General features: G+C 66.3%; 9 protein-coding genes and 4 tRNA genes. 5 read left to right on the top strand and 8 right to left on the bottom strand.

The genetic code is table 11. The features are described 5' to 3' along the window. Positions 1-107: 107 nt before the first annotated feature. From HMPREF0975_RS04240 to uvrC, 3 genes are all read right to left on the bottom strand, one after another. Positions 108-965, bottom strand: coding sequence for a PRD domain-containing protein (locus HMPREF0975_RS04240; protein WP_049939434.1), 858 nt, complete (start codon positions 963-965; stop codon positions 108-110). 122 nt (positions 966-1,087) lie between these two features. Continuing rightward, positions 1,088-1,300 (bottom strand): TOBE domain-containing protein, encoded by a 213-nt coding sequence (locus HMPREF0975_RS04235; protein ID WP_009232898.1) that lies wholly within the window; start codon positions 1,298-1,300, stop codon positions 1,088-1,090. A gap of 54 nt (positions 1,301-1,354) precedes the next feature. Further along, positions 1,355-3,511, bottom strand: coding sequence for an excinuclease ABC subunit UvrC (gene uvrC / locus HMPREF0975_RS04230; protein WP_009232897.1), 2,157 nt, complete (start codon positions 3,509-3,511; stop codon positions 1,355-1,357). Positions 3,512-3,619: 108 nt separating this feature from the next. On the opposite strand from uvrC, the gene HMPREF0975_RS04225 reads away from it, so the two are divergent. After that, positions 3,620-4,474: a Cof-type HAD-IIB family hydrolase gene (locus HMPREF0975_RS04225; protein ID WP_009232896.1), complete on the top strand. Its 855-nt coding sequence runs from the start codon at positions 3,620-3,622 to the stop codon at positions 4,472-4,474. Positions 4,475-4,528: 54 nt separating this feature from the next. On the opposite strand, the gene HMPREF0975_RS04220 is transcribed toward HMPREF0975_RS04225, so the two are convergent. The 3 genes from HMPREF0975_RS04220 to HMPREF0975_RS04210 form a co-directional block, all read right to left on the bottom strand. Next, positions 4,529-4,603, bottom strand: a tRNA-Val gene (locus tag HMPREF0975_RS04220). Between the two features lies 1 nt (position 4,604). Beyond that, a tRNA-Cys gene (locus HMPREF0975_RS04215) sits at positions 4,605-4,675 on the bottom strand. Positions 4,676-4,712: 37 nt separating this feature from the next. Next, positions 4,713-4,785, bottom strand: a tRNA-Gly gene (locus tag HMPREF0975_RS04210). 150 nt (positions 4,786-4,935) lie between these two features. On the opposite strand from HMPREF0975_RS04210, the gene HMPREF0975_RS04205 reads away from it, so the two are divergent. The 3 genes from HMPREF0975_RS04205 (at position 4,936) to HMPREF0975_RS04195 (ending at position 7,171) form a co-directional block, all read left to right on the top strand. Continuing rightward, positions 4,936-5,008 (top strand) — tRNA-Val (locus tag HMPREF0975_RS04205). Between the two features lie 175 nt (positions 5,009-5,183). Beyond that, complete coding sequence (locus tag HMPREF0975_RS04200; RefSeq protein ID WP_232212463.1) at positions 5,184-6,278, top strand: NAD(P)/FAD-dependent oxidoreductase; 1,095 nt, start codon at positions 5,184-5,186, stop codon at positions 6,276-6,278. Positions 6,279-6,301: 23 nt separating this feature from the next. After that, positions 6,302-7,171 carry a sigma-70 family RNA polymerase sigma factor gene (locus tag HMPREF0975_RS04195; RefSeq protein WP_232212462.1) on the top strand — a complete coding sequence of 290 codons (870 nt, stop codon included), beginning with the start codon at positions 6,302-6,304 and terminating at the stop codon, positions 7,169-7,171. A gap of 18 nt (positions 7,172-7,189) precedes the next feature. Here the strand turns inward: HMPREF0975_RS04195 and HMPREF0975_RS04190 are convergent, their stop codons facing one another. Further along, positions 7,190-8,566 (bottom strand): UTP--glucose-1-phosphate uridylyltransferase, encoded by a 1,377-nt coding sequence (locus HMPREF0975_RS04190; protein WP_009232893.1) that lies wholly within the window; start codon positions 8,564-8,566, stop codon positions 7,190-7,192. 213 nt (positions 8,567-8,779) lie between these two features. On the opposite strand from HMPREF0975_RS04190, the gene HMPREF0975_RS04185 reads away from it, so the two are divergent. After that, the gene (locus tag HMPREF0975_RS04185; protein WP_009232892.1) at positions 8,780-11,476 is read left to right on the top strand and encodes a DUF2339 domain-containing protein; all 2,697 of its coding nucleotides are present in this window, start codon (positions 8,780-8,782) and stop codon (positions 11,474-11,476) included. 53 nt (positions 11,477-11,529) lie between these two features. Here the strand turns inward: HMPREF0975_RS04185 and uvrA are convergent, their stop codons facing one another. Beyond that, positions 11,530-14,376 (bottom strand): excinuclease ABC subunit UvrA, encoded by a 2,847-nt coding sequence (gene uvrA, locus HMPREF0975_RS04180; RefSeq protein ID WP_009232891.1) that lies wholly within the window; start codon positions 14,374-14,376, stop codon positions 11,530-11,532. Between the last annotated feature and the right edge of the window lie 63 nt (positions 14,377-14,439).

Raw genomic sequence — 14,439 nt, 5'->3', positions numbered from 1 at the left:
CCTCAGGTCTTGCCCCGGACGGGTCACAATCCTGCGATTCCTTCACCGGAATTCGTTACGAAAAATGATATGAATCATCAGGACTTCGAACAAGCCACCCTTCTATGTTATGCGTCACGAGATCTGACTTGAGGGAGGGCCGAGGCGAGCCGGGCCACGTGCAGAGCGAGGTAGGCGGTCTCGTCCTCGGTGACGGCGGCGCCCAGCCGGATCTCCAGCAGGTCGCGGATGCGCAACGCCACCCGATAGGCATCCGGATCCGAGGTGCGCAGCGCCTGGGCCACCAGGGAGGCAGTGCCGTCCTCGATCTGCACCGTAGTACGTGCGCGCACCAGGAAGTAGCGCAGGTGGACCGCGAAGCGGGCTGCGTTGACGGAGTCCGGGTCGAAGGCGTCGCCGAAGGTCTTCTCCAACAGGGTCATGACCTGGCCGATGAGACGCGATTGCTCGCCGGCGGCCCTGGCAGAGGGGGCCCCGATGGCCGCGGTGAAGAGATGAAGGGTCAGAGCGAGGGCTTCGCCATCCGGCAGCTGGATGTCCTGCGCCGCGTTGATCTCCTCGACCATGGCCTCGGCCAGCCGCAGCTCCTCGGGATGCAGGTGGGCGACTTCGGCACGCAGAGGGTAGTCCATGGTCAGCCCTTGGCGGACGCGCTCCATGGCCTGGTTGATGTGGTCGACGACGGCGATGATGGTCGAGGAGGGAATATCTGTTCCCAGATCGCGGGCCGCCTTGCGGAAAACGCGTTCGGCGAGCGCCAGGCGCTCCAGCGGGATTCCGGCGATAACCTCTGCCACCGACTGGGCGTTGTCGGCCGGGATGTAGCGGCGGGAGATGAGAGAGGGGTCGACGTCCTGGCCGCGCTTGCGCTGGAAGCCGAGACCGCGTCCGGTCAGGATCGCCTCGCGCCCGATCTCGTCGCGCGCCAGCACGACGTTGTTGTTGAGCACCCGCAGTATCTCCACGAACCGATTGTGCCATGCACCACTCGCCCCTCGGATGGCGAGGGGCGAACGGCCACAGGCACGAGATGGGAGAACTTGCCCCGGGGGTAGTCCCGGGGCCGGTGAGACCGGCTCGTTCCTGCTCAGTCCTGGAGGCCCACCATGACGGAGGAGGCCTTGACGACGGCGACCGCCTTCCTGCCCTCGGCCAGCTCGAGCTCCTCGATGGCCGCGTTGGTGATGGAGGAGGTGATGATGACGCCGGGAGCAATCTCGATCTTGACGACGCCGTTGACGGCGCCCTTCTCAATGGAGACGACCGTGCCGGGCAGCTGGTTGCGTGCAGAAATCCTCATATAGGTTTCCTTTCGGGTTGACGACGACTCAGTCCAGCATGTTGTGAAATCACACTACTGTTCATTATTTGGACTGTTGAGGTGGGCCAAGATGCTACCTGCCAGAGCCGGCCCGATGCCCTTGACGCGGATGATGTCGTCCACATCGGCTTGCCGGATGCGTTTGACGGAGCCGAATTGTCGTAGGAGGGCCGCCTGACGGGCTGGTCCCAGACCGGGGATCCCGTCCAGGATCGAGCGGGTCATTCCGGCCGAGCGCTTCTTGCGGTGGTGGGTGATGGCGAAGCGATGGGATTCGTCGCGCAGGTGCTGGAGCAGGTAGAGGGCTGGGGAGGTGCGCGGCAGGACGACGGGGAACTCCTCCCCCGGTACCCACACCTCCTCGAGGCGCTTGGCCAGTCCGATGAGCGGCACATCGATGCCGAGCTCATCGAGGACGGCACGGGCGGCGTTGACCTGCGGCAGGCCGCCGTCGACGACGACGAGTCCGGGAGCGTAGGAGAAACGCCGGGCCCGCCCGGTCTCGGGGTCGATGGGCCCGGAGGCGACGACGACTCCCTCGGCGTCCTCGACCTCCTCTGCCGCCCGAGCAGCGGCCTCGCCCTCCCCCTGTTCGGCGATGAGCCGTTTGAACCGCCGAGTGAGGACCTCGTGCATGGCTGCGGTGTCGTCGGTGGCGCCGCTGCCGTCCTGGCCGCGCACGGTGAAGCGGCGGTAGTCGGACTTGCGCGGCGCACCGTCCTCGAAAACGACCATGGAGCCAACCTGGTAGGTGCCCTGGGTGTGGGAGATGTCGTAGCACTCGACGCGCAAGGGCGCCTCGGGCAGATCGAGGGCCTCGGCGAGCTCGTCGAGGGCGAGGGTGCGCTGTGTCAGGTCGCCGGCACGGCGGGTCTTGTGCAGGCGCAGGGCCTCCTCGGCGTTCTTGCGCACCGTGTCCATGAGGGCGGCCTTGTCGCCGCGCTGGGGAACGCGCAGATCGACCTTCCCGCCCCGCAGCCCGGCCAGCCAGGCGCGCACGGTGGCGGCGTTGGTGGGCATCTCGGGCACGAGGATCTCCCGGGGCACCGCGGTGGTGGCCGTGTGGGCGACGTCGTCGACACTGGTGGCCGCTGACTCACCGTTGCGTCTGGAAGAGGCGCCGCTGGAGCCACTCGGTCCGCTGCGGGGCTGGGGGCTGGAGGGAGCGCGATCCCCTACCCCGGCGGATGTGGTGGTGCCCGAGGAGGTGGGGGCTCCACCCTGGTGGACGGCCCCGTCGTCGGCCGGATCGAGGAGGGAGGCGTAGACCTGCTCGAGAAGACGCTCGATGAGCTCGGCGTCCCCTGCGTCGTCAATGAGGTCCACGACCCAACCGCGTTGACCGCGCACCCGACCACCTCGCACGTGGAAGACCTGGACGGCGGCCTCGAGCTCGTCGCGGACCAGGCCGAAGACGTCGGCATCGGTGGCGTCAGGCAGGACGACGGCGTTGCCCTCGATGACCTTGCACAGCGCGGCGGCGTCGTCGCGCAGGCGTGCGGCCTTCTCGAAGTCGAGGGCGGCGGCGGCCGCCTTCATCTCCGCCTCGACCTGACGCAGGTAGGGACCAGTGCGCCCAGCCATGAAGGCGCAGAAGTCCTCGGCCAGTGCCCGATGATCCTCCGGGCCGATACGGCCCACGCAAGGGGCCGAGCACTTGTCGATGTAGCCCAGCAAGCAGGGGCGTCCCGAGGCCTGGGCGCGGCGGAAGACTCCGGTCGAGCAGGAACGCACCGGGAAGACGCGCAGCAGCTGGTCGACGGTCTCGCGGATGGACCAGGCCTGGACGAAGGGCCCGAAGTAGCGGGTGCCGGGCTTGCGGGCCCCGCGGACCACCTGGACCCGGGGGTAGGTCTCCCCCATCGTCACCGCCAGGTAGGGGTAGGACTTGTCGTCCTTGTACATGACGTTGAAACGGGGGTTGAACTCCTTGATCCAGGAGTACTCCAGGGCCAGGGACTCCACCTCGGTGGACACAACGGTCCACTCCACGGCGCAGGCGGTGGTCACCATCTTCTGGGTGCGCGGGTGCAGGGCGGCGAGGTCCTGGAAGTAGCTGGACAGGCGCTGGCGCAGGTTCTTGGCCTTGCCGACGTAGACGACACGCCCCTGACCGTCCAGGAACCGGTAGACGCCCGGGGACGTGGGGATCTCGCCCGGGGCGGGACGGTACGTCGAGGGGTCGGCCATGCCCGCTAGGGTAGACGCCGACCGTTCTCGCCCACGACACGCCCCGGCGCCGTGCCGATCGAGTCGACCGATGCGCTCGCGGCTGGCTGTCTCATGGAGGAGGATTCGATGAACGCCGTAACCGTCCCCCGCACAGTGTTCCTCGACGTCGACGGCACACTCGTCACGTATGACAACGTCCTGCCGGACTCCGCGGTTCGGGCGATCAAAGAGGCCAGGACGGCCGGTCACCGCGTCTATGTGTGCACAGGGCGGTCCCGCGCCGAGATTCCGGAGACGATGTGGGCGATCGGGCTGGACGGGATGATCGGCGGGAACGGAGCCTACGTGGAGGATGGCGGCGAGGTGCTCCTGCATCAGCACCTGTCGGCCGCTCAGTGCGAGCAGGCGGTGTCGTGGCTCAGACGTCGAGGCCTGGAGCCCTATCTGGAAGCGAACTCGGGCCTGTACGCCTCTTCCATCTTTCGGGACACCGCCAGGTCTGCGATCCGCGCCTACGCCACCGGCAAGGGCACGACTGGCGCCAGCAGCATGGAGGTCGACGATGCCTTCCCAGGCATGGTCTTCACTGACGAGCTGGTACGCGATGACGTCAACAAGATCAGCTTCCTATTGAACTCGCCCGAGGCCGATCTGGCGGCGGCCCGCCGCAAGTTCCCGGACCTGGTCGTCGGCTCCTGGGGTGGCAGCGGCCACGAGCCGCTCTTCGGGGACGTGAGCTGCGCGGGCGTGTCCAAACGGCACGCCGTTGATGTGCTGCTGGCCCACCGCGGCGCTGCCCGGCGGGATGCGGTTGCCTTTGGCGACGCGGCCGTCGACATCGAGATGCTGGAGCACTGCGGTACCGGGGTGGCGATGGGCAACGGGTCCAGAGAGGTCAAGGATGCGGCGGATCTTGTCACCGACGACGTCGAGGCCGACGGCCTGGCCAAGGCGTTCAGGCGCCTGGGGCTGAACGGGTAGGGGTTACTCAACACTGAAGGCCCGAACCGGTGAGCTCGGGCCTTCAACGTTGTGTGGTGGGCGATACTGGGATCGAACCAGTGACCTCTTCCGTGTCAGGGAAGCGCGCTCCCGCTGCGCCAATCGCCCGAGGTGGGTACCGGATTCGAACCGGTGTAAACGGCTTTGCAGGCCGGTGCCTAGCCTCTCGGCCAACCCACCATGAGAATGCTGGGGCTCGGCGCTCCCGGCTCCTCGGAGCGGATGACGGGACTCGAACCCGCGACCCTCACCTTGGCAAGGTGATGCTCTACCAACTGAGCCACATCCGCGTGATCCCTCACGGTTCGACCGAACCGCTCGGTGCTGGAAAACCATAGCATCACGATCGCACCGACAGGCAAACAGCATCGCGGTGATTCACCTCACCGGGCAGCCGTTTGCTCCGGAGGCGCCGGCCTGGCTATGGTTGGCGCCGCACCGGGCGATTGGCTCAGGGGTTAGAGCGCCTCGTTCACACCGAGGAGGTCACTGGTTCGATTCCAGTATCGCCCACCGCAGCATCTTGACATCAAGTTGACAGTACCCGCCCCAATGGCGGGTATTTTCGCATCGCCCCACTCTGCAAGCAGACGAGCAGAGTCGGGCTCCGAATCAGCCTCTCACTATGGATACCGTCACAGTCTCTACTTGACTGTCACGATTCGATGCGCCGATGTGTCTGATGGGTATGAGTCCAACGCATCGCACCACCATCGTTATCATCGGGGCCGGGTACGCCGGGATCATGGCAGCCAACCGGATTGCTTCTCACCCAATGGTCACCACCCTCACACGTGTTCGCCTCATCAGTGCCTCGGCGCACCTCGTCGAACGTATTCGTCTGCATGAGGCTCTTCGTACTGAAGAAGACCCGGTACGGTCCTTGCCCGAGCTGCTCAACCCAACCATCGACCTTGTCATCGGCCGCGCGACGAGCATCGATCGCAAACGGGGTGTCGTCCATCTTTCCGACGGCGACCCCATTCCCTTCGACCAGGTCGTCTTGGCGACCGGCAGCACCAGCCGGGCACCTGCTGGAGCCCTGCCGATCTCCGGGATCGCCGATCTGCAGCCGCTTCGAGATGAACTTGTCGGCTCTTCACACACGCGCATTCGCGTCGTCGGAGGTGGTCTCACCGGGATCGAAACCGCCGCGGAACTTGCTGAACAACGATTCGATGTTGAGATCGTCGACTCCGGCACCGTTGGCTCCCACCTCGGTGCGCGAGCCCGCAAGCAGGCCTCTCGCCAACTGCGTCGGCTGGGCTGCACGGTGACCGACAACCATATGTGCCAGCCCGAGCCCGGCATGCTCACCATATGGACCGCAGGTTTTGCACCGGTCACTGTTCCGTGCGATCCACCAGTGTCGACCTCTTCCGACGGGCGCATCGTGGTCAACAGGTTCCTACGATCCCCCACCGATCCCAGGATTACCGCGATCGGCGATTGCGCTGCGCCCCCGGCCCCGCACCTGCGCCCCAGCTGCGCCTCAGCCCTGTCTCTGGGAGCCGTAGCCGCTGATATCCTCATCTCCGACGTACTGAAGACCCCACCGCCGTCCAATACGGGGGTCGGTTATGTCATGCGCTGCGTCTCGCTGGGACGCAACTGCGGCCTCGTCGAGCACGTAAGTCCGGACGACGTTCCCAACGGTCCTGTCCTAACAGGGAGAACGGCCCGGCGAGTCAAGGACTGGGTCATGGACCGCACTACTCAGTGGTTGATCGAAGAGGCTCAGCGCTCCGGCTCGTACCGCATCGTGAGAGGCCCAGCTCAATGACTGCTTCCGACCAACCTGCAGATATGGACAACAGGTACGGTCAGGATTTCGAGGAACATCGCGCCGTACTGTTTACCCTCGCCTACAGCATGCTCGGTAGCGCGGCGGAAGCTGAGGACATCGTGCAGGAGACATGGCTGCGCCGCCAACGCGTCAGGGAACCGGTCCAGCAGGAGCGCGCGCTGCTGTGCCGTATCGCCACACGCCTGGCACTCAACGCACTGCGCTCCGAGACCAACCGGAAGGAGTCCTACCTAGGACCGTGGCTTCCCGAGCCGGTCGCCACCGAAGCAGATCTGGCCGACGACCTGATCCTGGCGGAGACGGTCTCTGAGGCGACGCTGATGGTACTGGAGACCCTCTCCCCCGCCGAACGCGCAGCATTCCTCCTGGTAGAGGTCTTCTCCCTGTCATCGGCGGAGACCGGTCGCATCATCGATGCATCCGACACCGCCGTACGCCAGCTGGTGCACCGTGCACGCACCCGGCTGCAAGAAGGACGAACACACCGACGCGCCAACCCCTCTCCCGAGCTGTGGACCGAGCTGACCAGCGCCATTCGCTCAGGAGACTTGGCAGCCACCGTACGCCTGCTGGCTCCTGAGGCGGTACTCGTGTCCGACGGTGGAGGCCGCGCCTCGGCGGCACGCCGTCCCGTCCGAGGCGCAGAGTCAGTAGCTCGCTTCCTTATCGGCATCGCCGCGAAGACGCCACAGTTCGATATGGCGCCGGCGTGGCTCAACGGGGAGCTCGCAGCCGTGGTCAGCAGTTCCGAGAACGTAGAGTTCGTGGTCTTCCTGGTTGCCTCGGAGACTGGTGTTCAGCAGGTTCTCATCGTCCGCAACCCCGACAAGCTCATGCGCATCGACAAGCCAGTGAGACTGTCCCGCTGACCTCGGCACGATCCGTCGTCAGATCCGGGCGCCGTCGGCAATCCTTCCGGGGGAGCCCCCCGCTTCCACGTGCGCCTCACCGGTGGCGACGACGCCGGAACCGAAGGTCCAGTCGCCCTCCACCGTCAGCGTCTGCGCGTCCTTGATCGAGGGGACGCCATCGGGGAACCGGGCCTCGAAGTCCTGGATCTTCTTGTAGAAACGGGGGTCGAGGTTCACGGTGCAGGCGCGCTCCGGAACCATCTGCAGCAGGCCGTCGTCGTCGACCTCGTAGACGTCCGAACGTACCAGCAGCAGGTCGTTAGTGGTTTTGACCGGCAGGAACCGGGAACGGGGCACCTCGATGGCCGTGGCCCCCTCGAAGGCCTCCACCGCGGCCCCCATGGATGTCTCGAGCTGGATGACCGGCGTTGAGGAGGAGTCCGCGGGGTCGACCGTCTTGCTGTTCTTGATGAGCGGCAGTCCGAGGATCCCTCCGCGCTCGACAAGAGTGTCGCGCAGAACCTTCAGATCGAACCAGAGATTGTTCGTGTGGAAGAAGGGGTGGCGGAACTGGTCGGTGAAGTAGTGCATCTGGTCTTCGGGCGTCTGCGCCGTGTCGCGCAGGATGATGCGCCCATCGCTCTTGCGCACAGCCAGGTGACCGCCCTTGACGTCGGCCGGCGTGCGGCGGCACATCTCCGGGGCGTAAGGGGCGCCGGAGGCCGCGAACCAGCCGGCGATCCTGGCCGATGGCGCCGCACCGAGGTTGTCGGAGTTGGCAGTCATGGCATACCGGTAGCCCTTGTCCAGCAGCGTATCCAGCAGTCCGGAGGCGAGCAGGGCGGTGTAGATGTCACCGTGCCCCGGCGGGCACCACTCGAGCTCGGGATCGGCCGCCCACTCCACGGGAGTCAGATCGTCCGCACGCAGCTTGGGCTCACGATTCTGCAGGAAGTCCAGTGGAAGGCCGTCGACCTGGATCTCAGGGCGCCCGGCCAGCACCTCGAGGGAGTCCTCGCGGGTGCGGAAGGAGTTCATAAGGATCAGCGGCAGACTCACGTCGTAGCGCCGACGGGCCGCCGCGACCTGGTCGACCAGCAGGTCGAGGAAGGTCTTGCCGTCGCGCACCGGGAGGAGGGACTTGGCACGATCCAGACCCATTGAAGTCCCCAGGCCCCCGTTGAGGCGGATGAGGACCGTCCTGCTCAGCGCTTCCCGCGCCGCTTCCTCGCTGACCTCGACGTCGGCGAGAGAGTCGATCCGCGTAAGTGGCTCAATGGTCTCCTCGGGAATGAGCCCCGTGGCTCCCGCCTCCAGGGACCGGTAGTAGTGCGTGAAGACCGTAATGGCCTGCTCGGCGACGCCCGCGTCGCGCATCTTGTGCTGGGCAGCAGTGAGTCCGTTCTCGCTCATGACGCGTAGCCTAACCCACACTGACCGTTCTTGGGGCAGTTTGTTCGACTCTGTTCGTTTGTAAGAGGCCGACCGGCAGCTTCTCGGGCTCAGCGGGTTATCCACAGGGGAGCCTTTCCTCTTCCCGACGTCGGGCTCTCCCCCTATTCTCTTTTAATCCGGTTGTGTGACGAGCCACTTATCGTCAAGCACCGAGTAACTAGGAGAACCGTCATGCCCATGCCGCCCAATGCGGGTCCGAATGTCGTTCTGCTCATGCAGAAATTGGACCTCATCGAGAAGAAGATCGACTGGATCGCCGGGCGCGTTGCCTCACTGACCTACGCCGATGGCGCCCCGGCACGGGGGCAAGATGATCAGCCCACGACAGAGGAAGGCACTCTGCGGGTTCCCGCCTCGAAGGCCGCTGAGCCCGTCAGAGTCGTCGATGATCATGTAGCGGCGCCCTTGCCCGCCACCGGCTCGCCCGCGACTGAGACGATGCCGCCCGAGAGCACCCCTGCAGCGGGCCCTGGCGCAGAGACTTCCGATCAGGTTCGCGACACGCCTCTTGCGCAGGCCGTCGACGGCGAGACCTCGCGAGACGAGGAGGCCACCGTGTCCGTCCAGGCCCAGGGCCTCGACTCTCCCAGTGGCACCGTGGCAGTAGCGCCTATGGTTCAGCACCACGAGGAGCCCGGCCGCACAACTCCCGAGCAGTCCTCCTGGACGAGCCCCGGCTTCACGGGTCGGGCACCCGTCCCACCCAACGGCGCCCGCACGAGGGACCCACACCAGGAGAAGCCGACTGCGACAGGCCGCATGGGTACCGCCGAGGCCGATGAGCTTCCCGGCTGGGCACGGCGGGCGATGCGGGAGGGAAACCTCGGGCGTTATCTGCTCTCCGGTGCCGCCGCAGTGCTCGTTCTGTCAGCAGGAGTCAGTCTGCTCGCCCTGGTGTGGGACTTCATTCCCGATCCGGTCAAGATCCTGGCTCTGGCGCTGATCGCGGTGACGATGACGGCTGCGGGCGCTCATCTGGGGAACAGCCGGCCCCGTTATCGCGTCGCCGCGGCGACGATCACGGGAACCGGTGGCGGTCTCGGCTTCGTCTCCATCGTAGGTGCCGTCCTTCTGGACGGGATGCTCAGCCCGGAACCCGCTCTGGTTCTCATGGCCTGCTGGGGGCTCGTGCTTCTGGTTGTATCCCATCTGACCCGGGTGCTGTTCACCGCGGTCGTCTCCACCATCGGCGCCCTGGTGACCATCGGCTTCGCGGTCAACCATGTGGTTCAGCAGCCGAGGACGGCGATCATCACATGGCTAATGATCGGCGTCTACGTCGCTGTCCTGGCCCTCACCTGCGGGATGCTGTCACGAAATACGGAGCGGATGCGGCATGCCGCCTGGTATCCGGTGACGTCGATGGCGGCGACGGCGGTCGCGCTCGTCTTCGCCCCGATCAGGCCGATGCTGCGCATCTCCACCACCGGCGGCATCAGTATCGCCATGGCTCTGTGCCTGCTACTCGTCTGCCAGACGCTGCACGCCAGCAGGCGTCTGTGGAGCATCGGCGTCAAGACGGCGGGCTGGGACTGGGGACTGGCCGTCGCAGTCCTCATGGTGGCCTACAGGAACCTGCTGATCGAGCAGGTGAACCTCGAGTTGGCGCACTCCACCGTCGTCGCTGTCTTCATCCTCGGGCTTCTTCTGCTGGCCGGGGCAGCACTCGCGGTGTTCGCGCCCCGCAGCCCCGACCAGTGGCGCAGCGCCATGGCCATCGGCCATGAGGCATCGATTCTCCCCGTTGCACTGGTCGGTCTGGCGATCATCAACGACCCCCGGGTCTATCCCTTCGTCGTTATGACCGCGATGCTCTGCTTCCTGCCCGCCATCGTGGACGGACGGGTGGAGCCGGCCCCGATCCTGGCTTTCCTCGGCACCGCACCGATCCTCACACTCCCCGAAACCGCGTATTCTCAGGCCGCTCTTATGTCGCTCATCGCCTCTGTTGCGGTCTCTGGGCTCCTGGTGGTTGTGACCGAGGGACTCGGAGATCGAGCTGTGGGCGGCACGCCGACCCCCGAGACGAGCACTGCGCCGTCGGGCATCCGACCGCGGATTGTGGCCTTGCGGCTGGCACTGGCCGCGATCGTCTTCAATCTCGCCGTCCTCGCTCCGATGCTCGCAGGTGGCCTCGTGGGCAGATCCCAGAGCGCTTGGGCAGCCCTGCACATGGTCCCGGGGCTTGTCGCCATCGCATTCATCCTCCTGGGCGCCTTCTCCAGCAGGGCCACTCCCCTGCGGGTGCTCGGCGGTCGGTGCCGGGGAGCCCGCTACCAGGTGGGCCCTCACGGCGAGGCGTTGCCCGACCCGCGAAGCTCATTGGCAGGGGCCCCGGCGGCGTCGTGTATCGTGTCGGGACTTGTGGCCGCCATAGCCGCACTGACGTTGTCATGGACGCAGGAGCTGACCTCATCGGTATGGACGATGGCGCTGGTGGTTGTCGCCCTGGGGCTGGGAGCGAGCGCCACGTGGCTGCTGCTTCCGTGGAGGCGGCGCGCAGAGGTGTGTCTGAGCCTCGCGATCGGAGACTCCCTGCTCATGTGGTTCTCGGTCATCGTGGTCACCGACATCGGACCGAGCTCGGTTCTCATGTCTGTGCTGGTGCTGACGACCGGCGGGGCCTGCATCGTCTTCGGGTTCAAGGTGCGCCTGACGGTCCTGCGACACTATGGCCTGACCCTGGTGCTCCTGTCCGTCCTCAAACTCGCCGCCGTCGACACGGCCTCGCAGAACTCGATCATTCGGGTCGTCTCGCTGGCCGCCGCGGGCATCGTCTGCTTCGTGCTCTCACTGCTCTACAACCGCTACGCCCAGGAACAGCGCCGCACGCAGATGGTAGGCGCTGACGATCACAACCGCCCCTGAGACGGAACCGTTCACTCGCCTTGGAGCAGAATCGGCGACACGTCTGCTGCGGTTCAGCCGCGGGCGGTCCGAAGCATCGGAGCCAGGAACTGGCCGGTGTAGGACGACTCCGTGGCCGCGACCTTCTCCGGAGTGCCGGTCACGACGACGGTTCCTCCGCCCTTGCCGCCCTCGGGTCCCATATCGATGACCCAGTCCGCGTTGGCGATGACGTCGAGGTTGTGCTCGATCACCACCACGGAGTTGCCCTTGTCCACCAGGCCCTGGAGCACCCCGAGCAGTTTGCGGATATCCTCGAAATGCAGTCCGGTGGTCGGTTCGTCTAGGACGTAGATGGTGCGACCGGTGGAGCGCCGCTGGAGCTCGGTGGCGAGCTTGACGCGCTGAGCCTCACCGCCGGAGAGCGTAGTGGCCGACTGGCCCAGGCGCACATAGCCCAGTCCCACCTCGACCAGGGTGTTGAGATGGCGGGCAATAACCGAGGAAGCGGAGAAGAACTCGGCGGCCTGGTGGATGGTCATGTCCAGGACGTCGGCGACCGTCTTGTCCTTGTAGCGAATTTCCAGGGTCTCCCGGTTGTAGCGGGCGCCATGGCAGACCTCGCAGGGCACGTAGACGTCCGGCAGGAAGTTCATCTCGATCTTGAGCGTGCCGTCTCCCCTGCAGGACTCGCAGCGGCCGCCCTTGACGTTGAAGGAGAAGCGCCCAGGTCCGTAGCCACGGACCTTCGACTCCGGCACGGCCGCGAAGATCTTGCGGATGTGGTCCCATACCCCGGTGTAGGTGGCCGGGTTGGACCGGGGTGTGCGTCCGATCGGCGACTGGTCGACGTGGACGACCTTGTCGAGGTGGTCGACTCCCCTGACGGTCTTGTGCCTGCCGGGCACGCCGCGGGAACGGTTGAGCCGGTTGGCGAGCACCTGGTAGAGGATGGAGTTGACCAGGGAGGACTTGCCCGATCCGGAGACGCCGGTGACGGCGGTGAGCACGCCGAGCGGGAAGGACACGGTGACGTCCTTGAGGTTGTTCTCACGGGCGCCGACGACGGTGACCTCACGGTTCTTGTCGCGCTCGCGTCGCTTGTCAGGAATCTCGATCCGCCGCCGCCTGGCCAGGTAATCGCCGGTGACCGAGCCCTCGGCTCCAACCAGGCCCGCGATGTCACCGGAGTAAACGACCTCACCGCCCAGCTCACCCGCTCCGGGGCCGATGTCGACGATCCAGTCGGCCGAGCGGATGGTGTCCTCATCATGCTCGACGACGATGAGCGTGTTGCCCAAGTCCCGCAGCCGTTGGAGGGTCTCAATGAGGCGGGTGTTGTCCCGCTGGTGCAGGCCGATGCTGGGCTCGTCCAGGACGTAGAGGACCCCGACCAGGCCTGAGCCGATCTGGGTGGCCAGACGGATGCGCTGCGCCTCGCCCCCGGAGAGGGTGGCCGCGCCGCGGGCCAGACTGAGGTAGTCCAGCCCCACATCCACCAGGAAGCCCAGGCGCGCGTTGATCTCGGTCAGGACGCTGCCCGCGATCTGAGCGGCCTGGCCGGTCAGGCTGAGGCCGGCCAGGAAGTCCCGGGCCTCGCTGATGGGCAGCTCGCACAGCTGGGCGATGGAGAGCCCGCCCACACGCACGGCCAGCACCTCCGGTTTGAGCCGGGCGCCGTCGCACACGGGGCAAGGGATCTCCCGCATGTAGGCCTGGTATCGCTCGCGGGACCAATCGGACTCGGTTTCGTCGTGCTTGCGCATGACGTAGTCGAGGACGCCCTCGAATCCGGTGGAATAGATGCGCTCGCGTCCCCAGCGGTTGCGATAGGTGACCTTAACCTCGTAGTCCTTGCCGCGCAGGATCGCCTCCTTGGCACGCGCCGGCAGCGCGCGCCAAGGGGTGTCGACGTCGAAGGACAGTTCCTTGCCCAGGGCCTCAAGTTGGCGGGTGAAGTACTTCTGGTGGCTTGACCAGGGGGCGACGGCGCCCTCAGCCAGGGTGAGCTCCTCGTCGGGGACGACGAGCTCGGGGTCGACTTCGAGCCGGGTCCCGATGCCCGTGCAGGCCGGACAGGCGCCGTAGGGGGCGTTGAAGGAGAAGGTGCGCGGCTCCATCTCGTCCAGGGCCAGGGGGTGCTCGTTGGGGCAGGCGCGTTTCTCGGAGTAGCGGCGCTCCCGGTCGGGGTCGTCGTCGGGCAGGTCGACCTGCTCGATAATGATCAGGCCCTCGGCCAGCCCGAGGGCCGTCTCGACTGAGTCGGTCAGCCGCTGGCGGATGCCGTCGCGGACGACGAGACGATCGACGATGACCTCGATATCGTGTTTGAGGCGCTTGTTGAGAGTCGGCGGGTTGTCAAGGCGCTCGACGGCGCCGTCGACGCGCACCCGGTTGAAGCCGCGTCCGCGCAACTCGCCGAAGAGCTCGGAGTACTCGCCCTTGCGTCCGCGCACGACGGGGGCGAGCACCTGGAAGCGGGTGCCCTCAGGCAGGGAGCGGACCTGGTCGACGATCTGCTGGGGGGTCTGGGAGGAGATGACCGCGTCGCAGACCGGGCAGTGCTGGACGCCTGCCCGCGAGTACAGCAGACGCAGGTAGTCGTAGACCTCGGTCACTGTGCCCACCGTGGAGCGGGGGTTGCGCGAGGTGGACTTCTGGTCGATGGACACCGCGGGGCTCAGGCCCTCGATGAGCTCGACGTCGGGCTTGTCCATCTGACCCAGGAACTGGCGGGCGTAGGAGGACAGGGACTCCACGTAACGGCGTTGCCCCTCGGCGAAGATCGTGTCGAAGGCGAGGGAGGACTTGCCCGAGCCGGACAGTCCGGTGAAGACGATCATCGTGTCGCGGGGCAGGTCCAGGTCGACGCCCTTGAGATTGTGCTCGCAGGCCCCGCGGATGATGAGAGAGTCGTTCACGGGATTCGAGTCTAGGGGTTCGCCGCACCTGTCGTGCGATCGCACACGTGTTCGACACGTCTC

It is taken from the genome of Actinomyces sp. oral taxon 849 str. F0330 (assembly GCF_000239715.1).
Classification (GTDB): domain Bacteria; phylum Actinomycetota; class Actinomycetes; order Actinomycetales; family Actinomycetaceae; genus Actinomyces; species Actinomyces johnsonii.
Note: the sequence above shows the minus strand (reverse complement) of the source record. Positions and strands in the feature narration are given on the sequence as shown.

Coding starts and splice junctions, on each gene's coding strand:
- HMPREF0975_RS04235 (WP_009232898.1), bottom strand. CDS start 1,300: ATGAGGATTTCTGCACGCAACCAGCTGCCCGGCACGGTCGTCTCCATT.
- uvrC (WP_009232897.1), bottom strand. CDS start 3,511: ATGGCCGACCCCTCGACGTACCGTCCCGCCCCGGGCGAGATCCCCACG.
- HMPREF0975_RS04225 (WP_009232896.1), top strand. CDS start 3,620: ATGAACGCCGTAACCGTCCCCCGCACAGTGTTCCTCGACGTCGACGGC.
- HMPREF0975_RS04200 (WP_232212463.1), top strand. CDS start 5,184: ATGAGTCCAACGCATCGCACCACCATCGTTATCATCGGGGCCGGGTAC.
- HMPREF0975_RS04195 (WP_232212462.1), top strand. CDS start 6,302: ATGGACAACAGGTACGGTCAGGATTTCGAGGAACATCGCGCCGTACTG.
- HMPREF0975_RS04190 (WP_009232893.1), bottom strand. CDS start 8,566: ATGAGCGAGAACGGACTCACTGCTGCCCAGCACAAGATGCGCGACGCG.
- HMPREF0975_RS04185 (WP_009232892.1), top strand. CDS start 8,780: ATGCCCATGCCGCCCAATGCGGGTCCGAATGTCGTTCTGCTCATGCAG.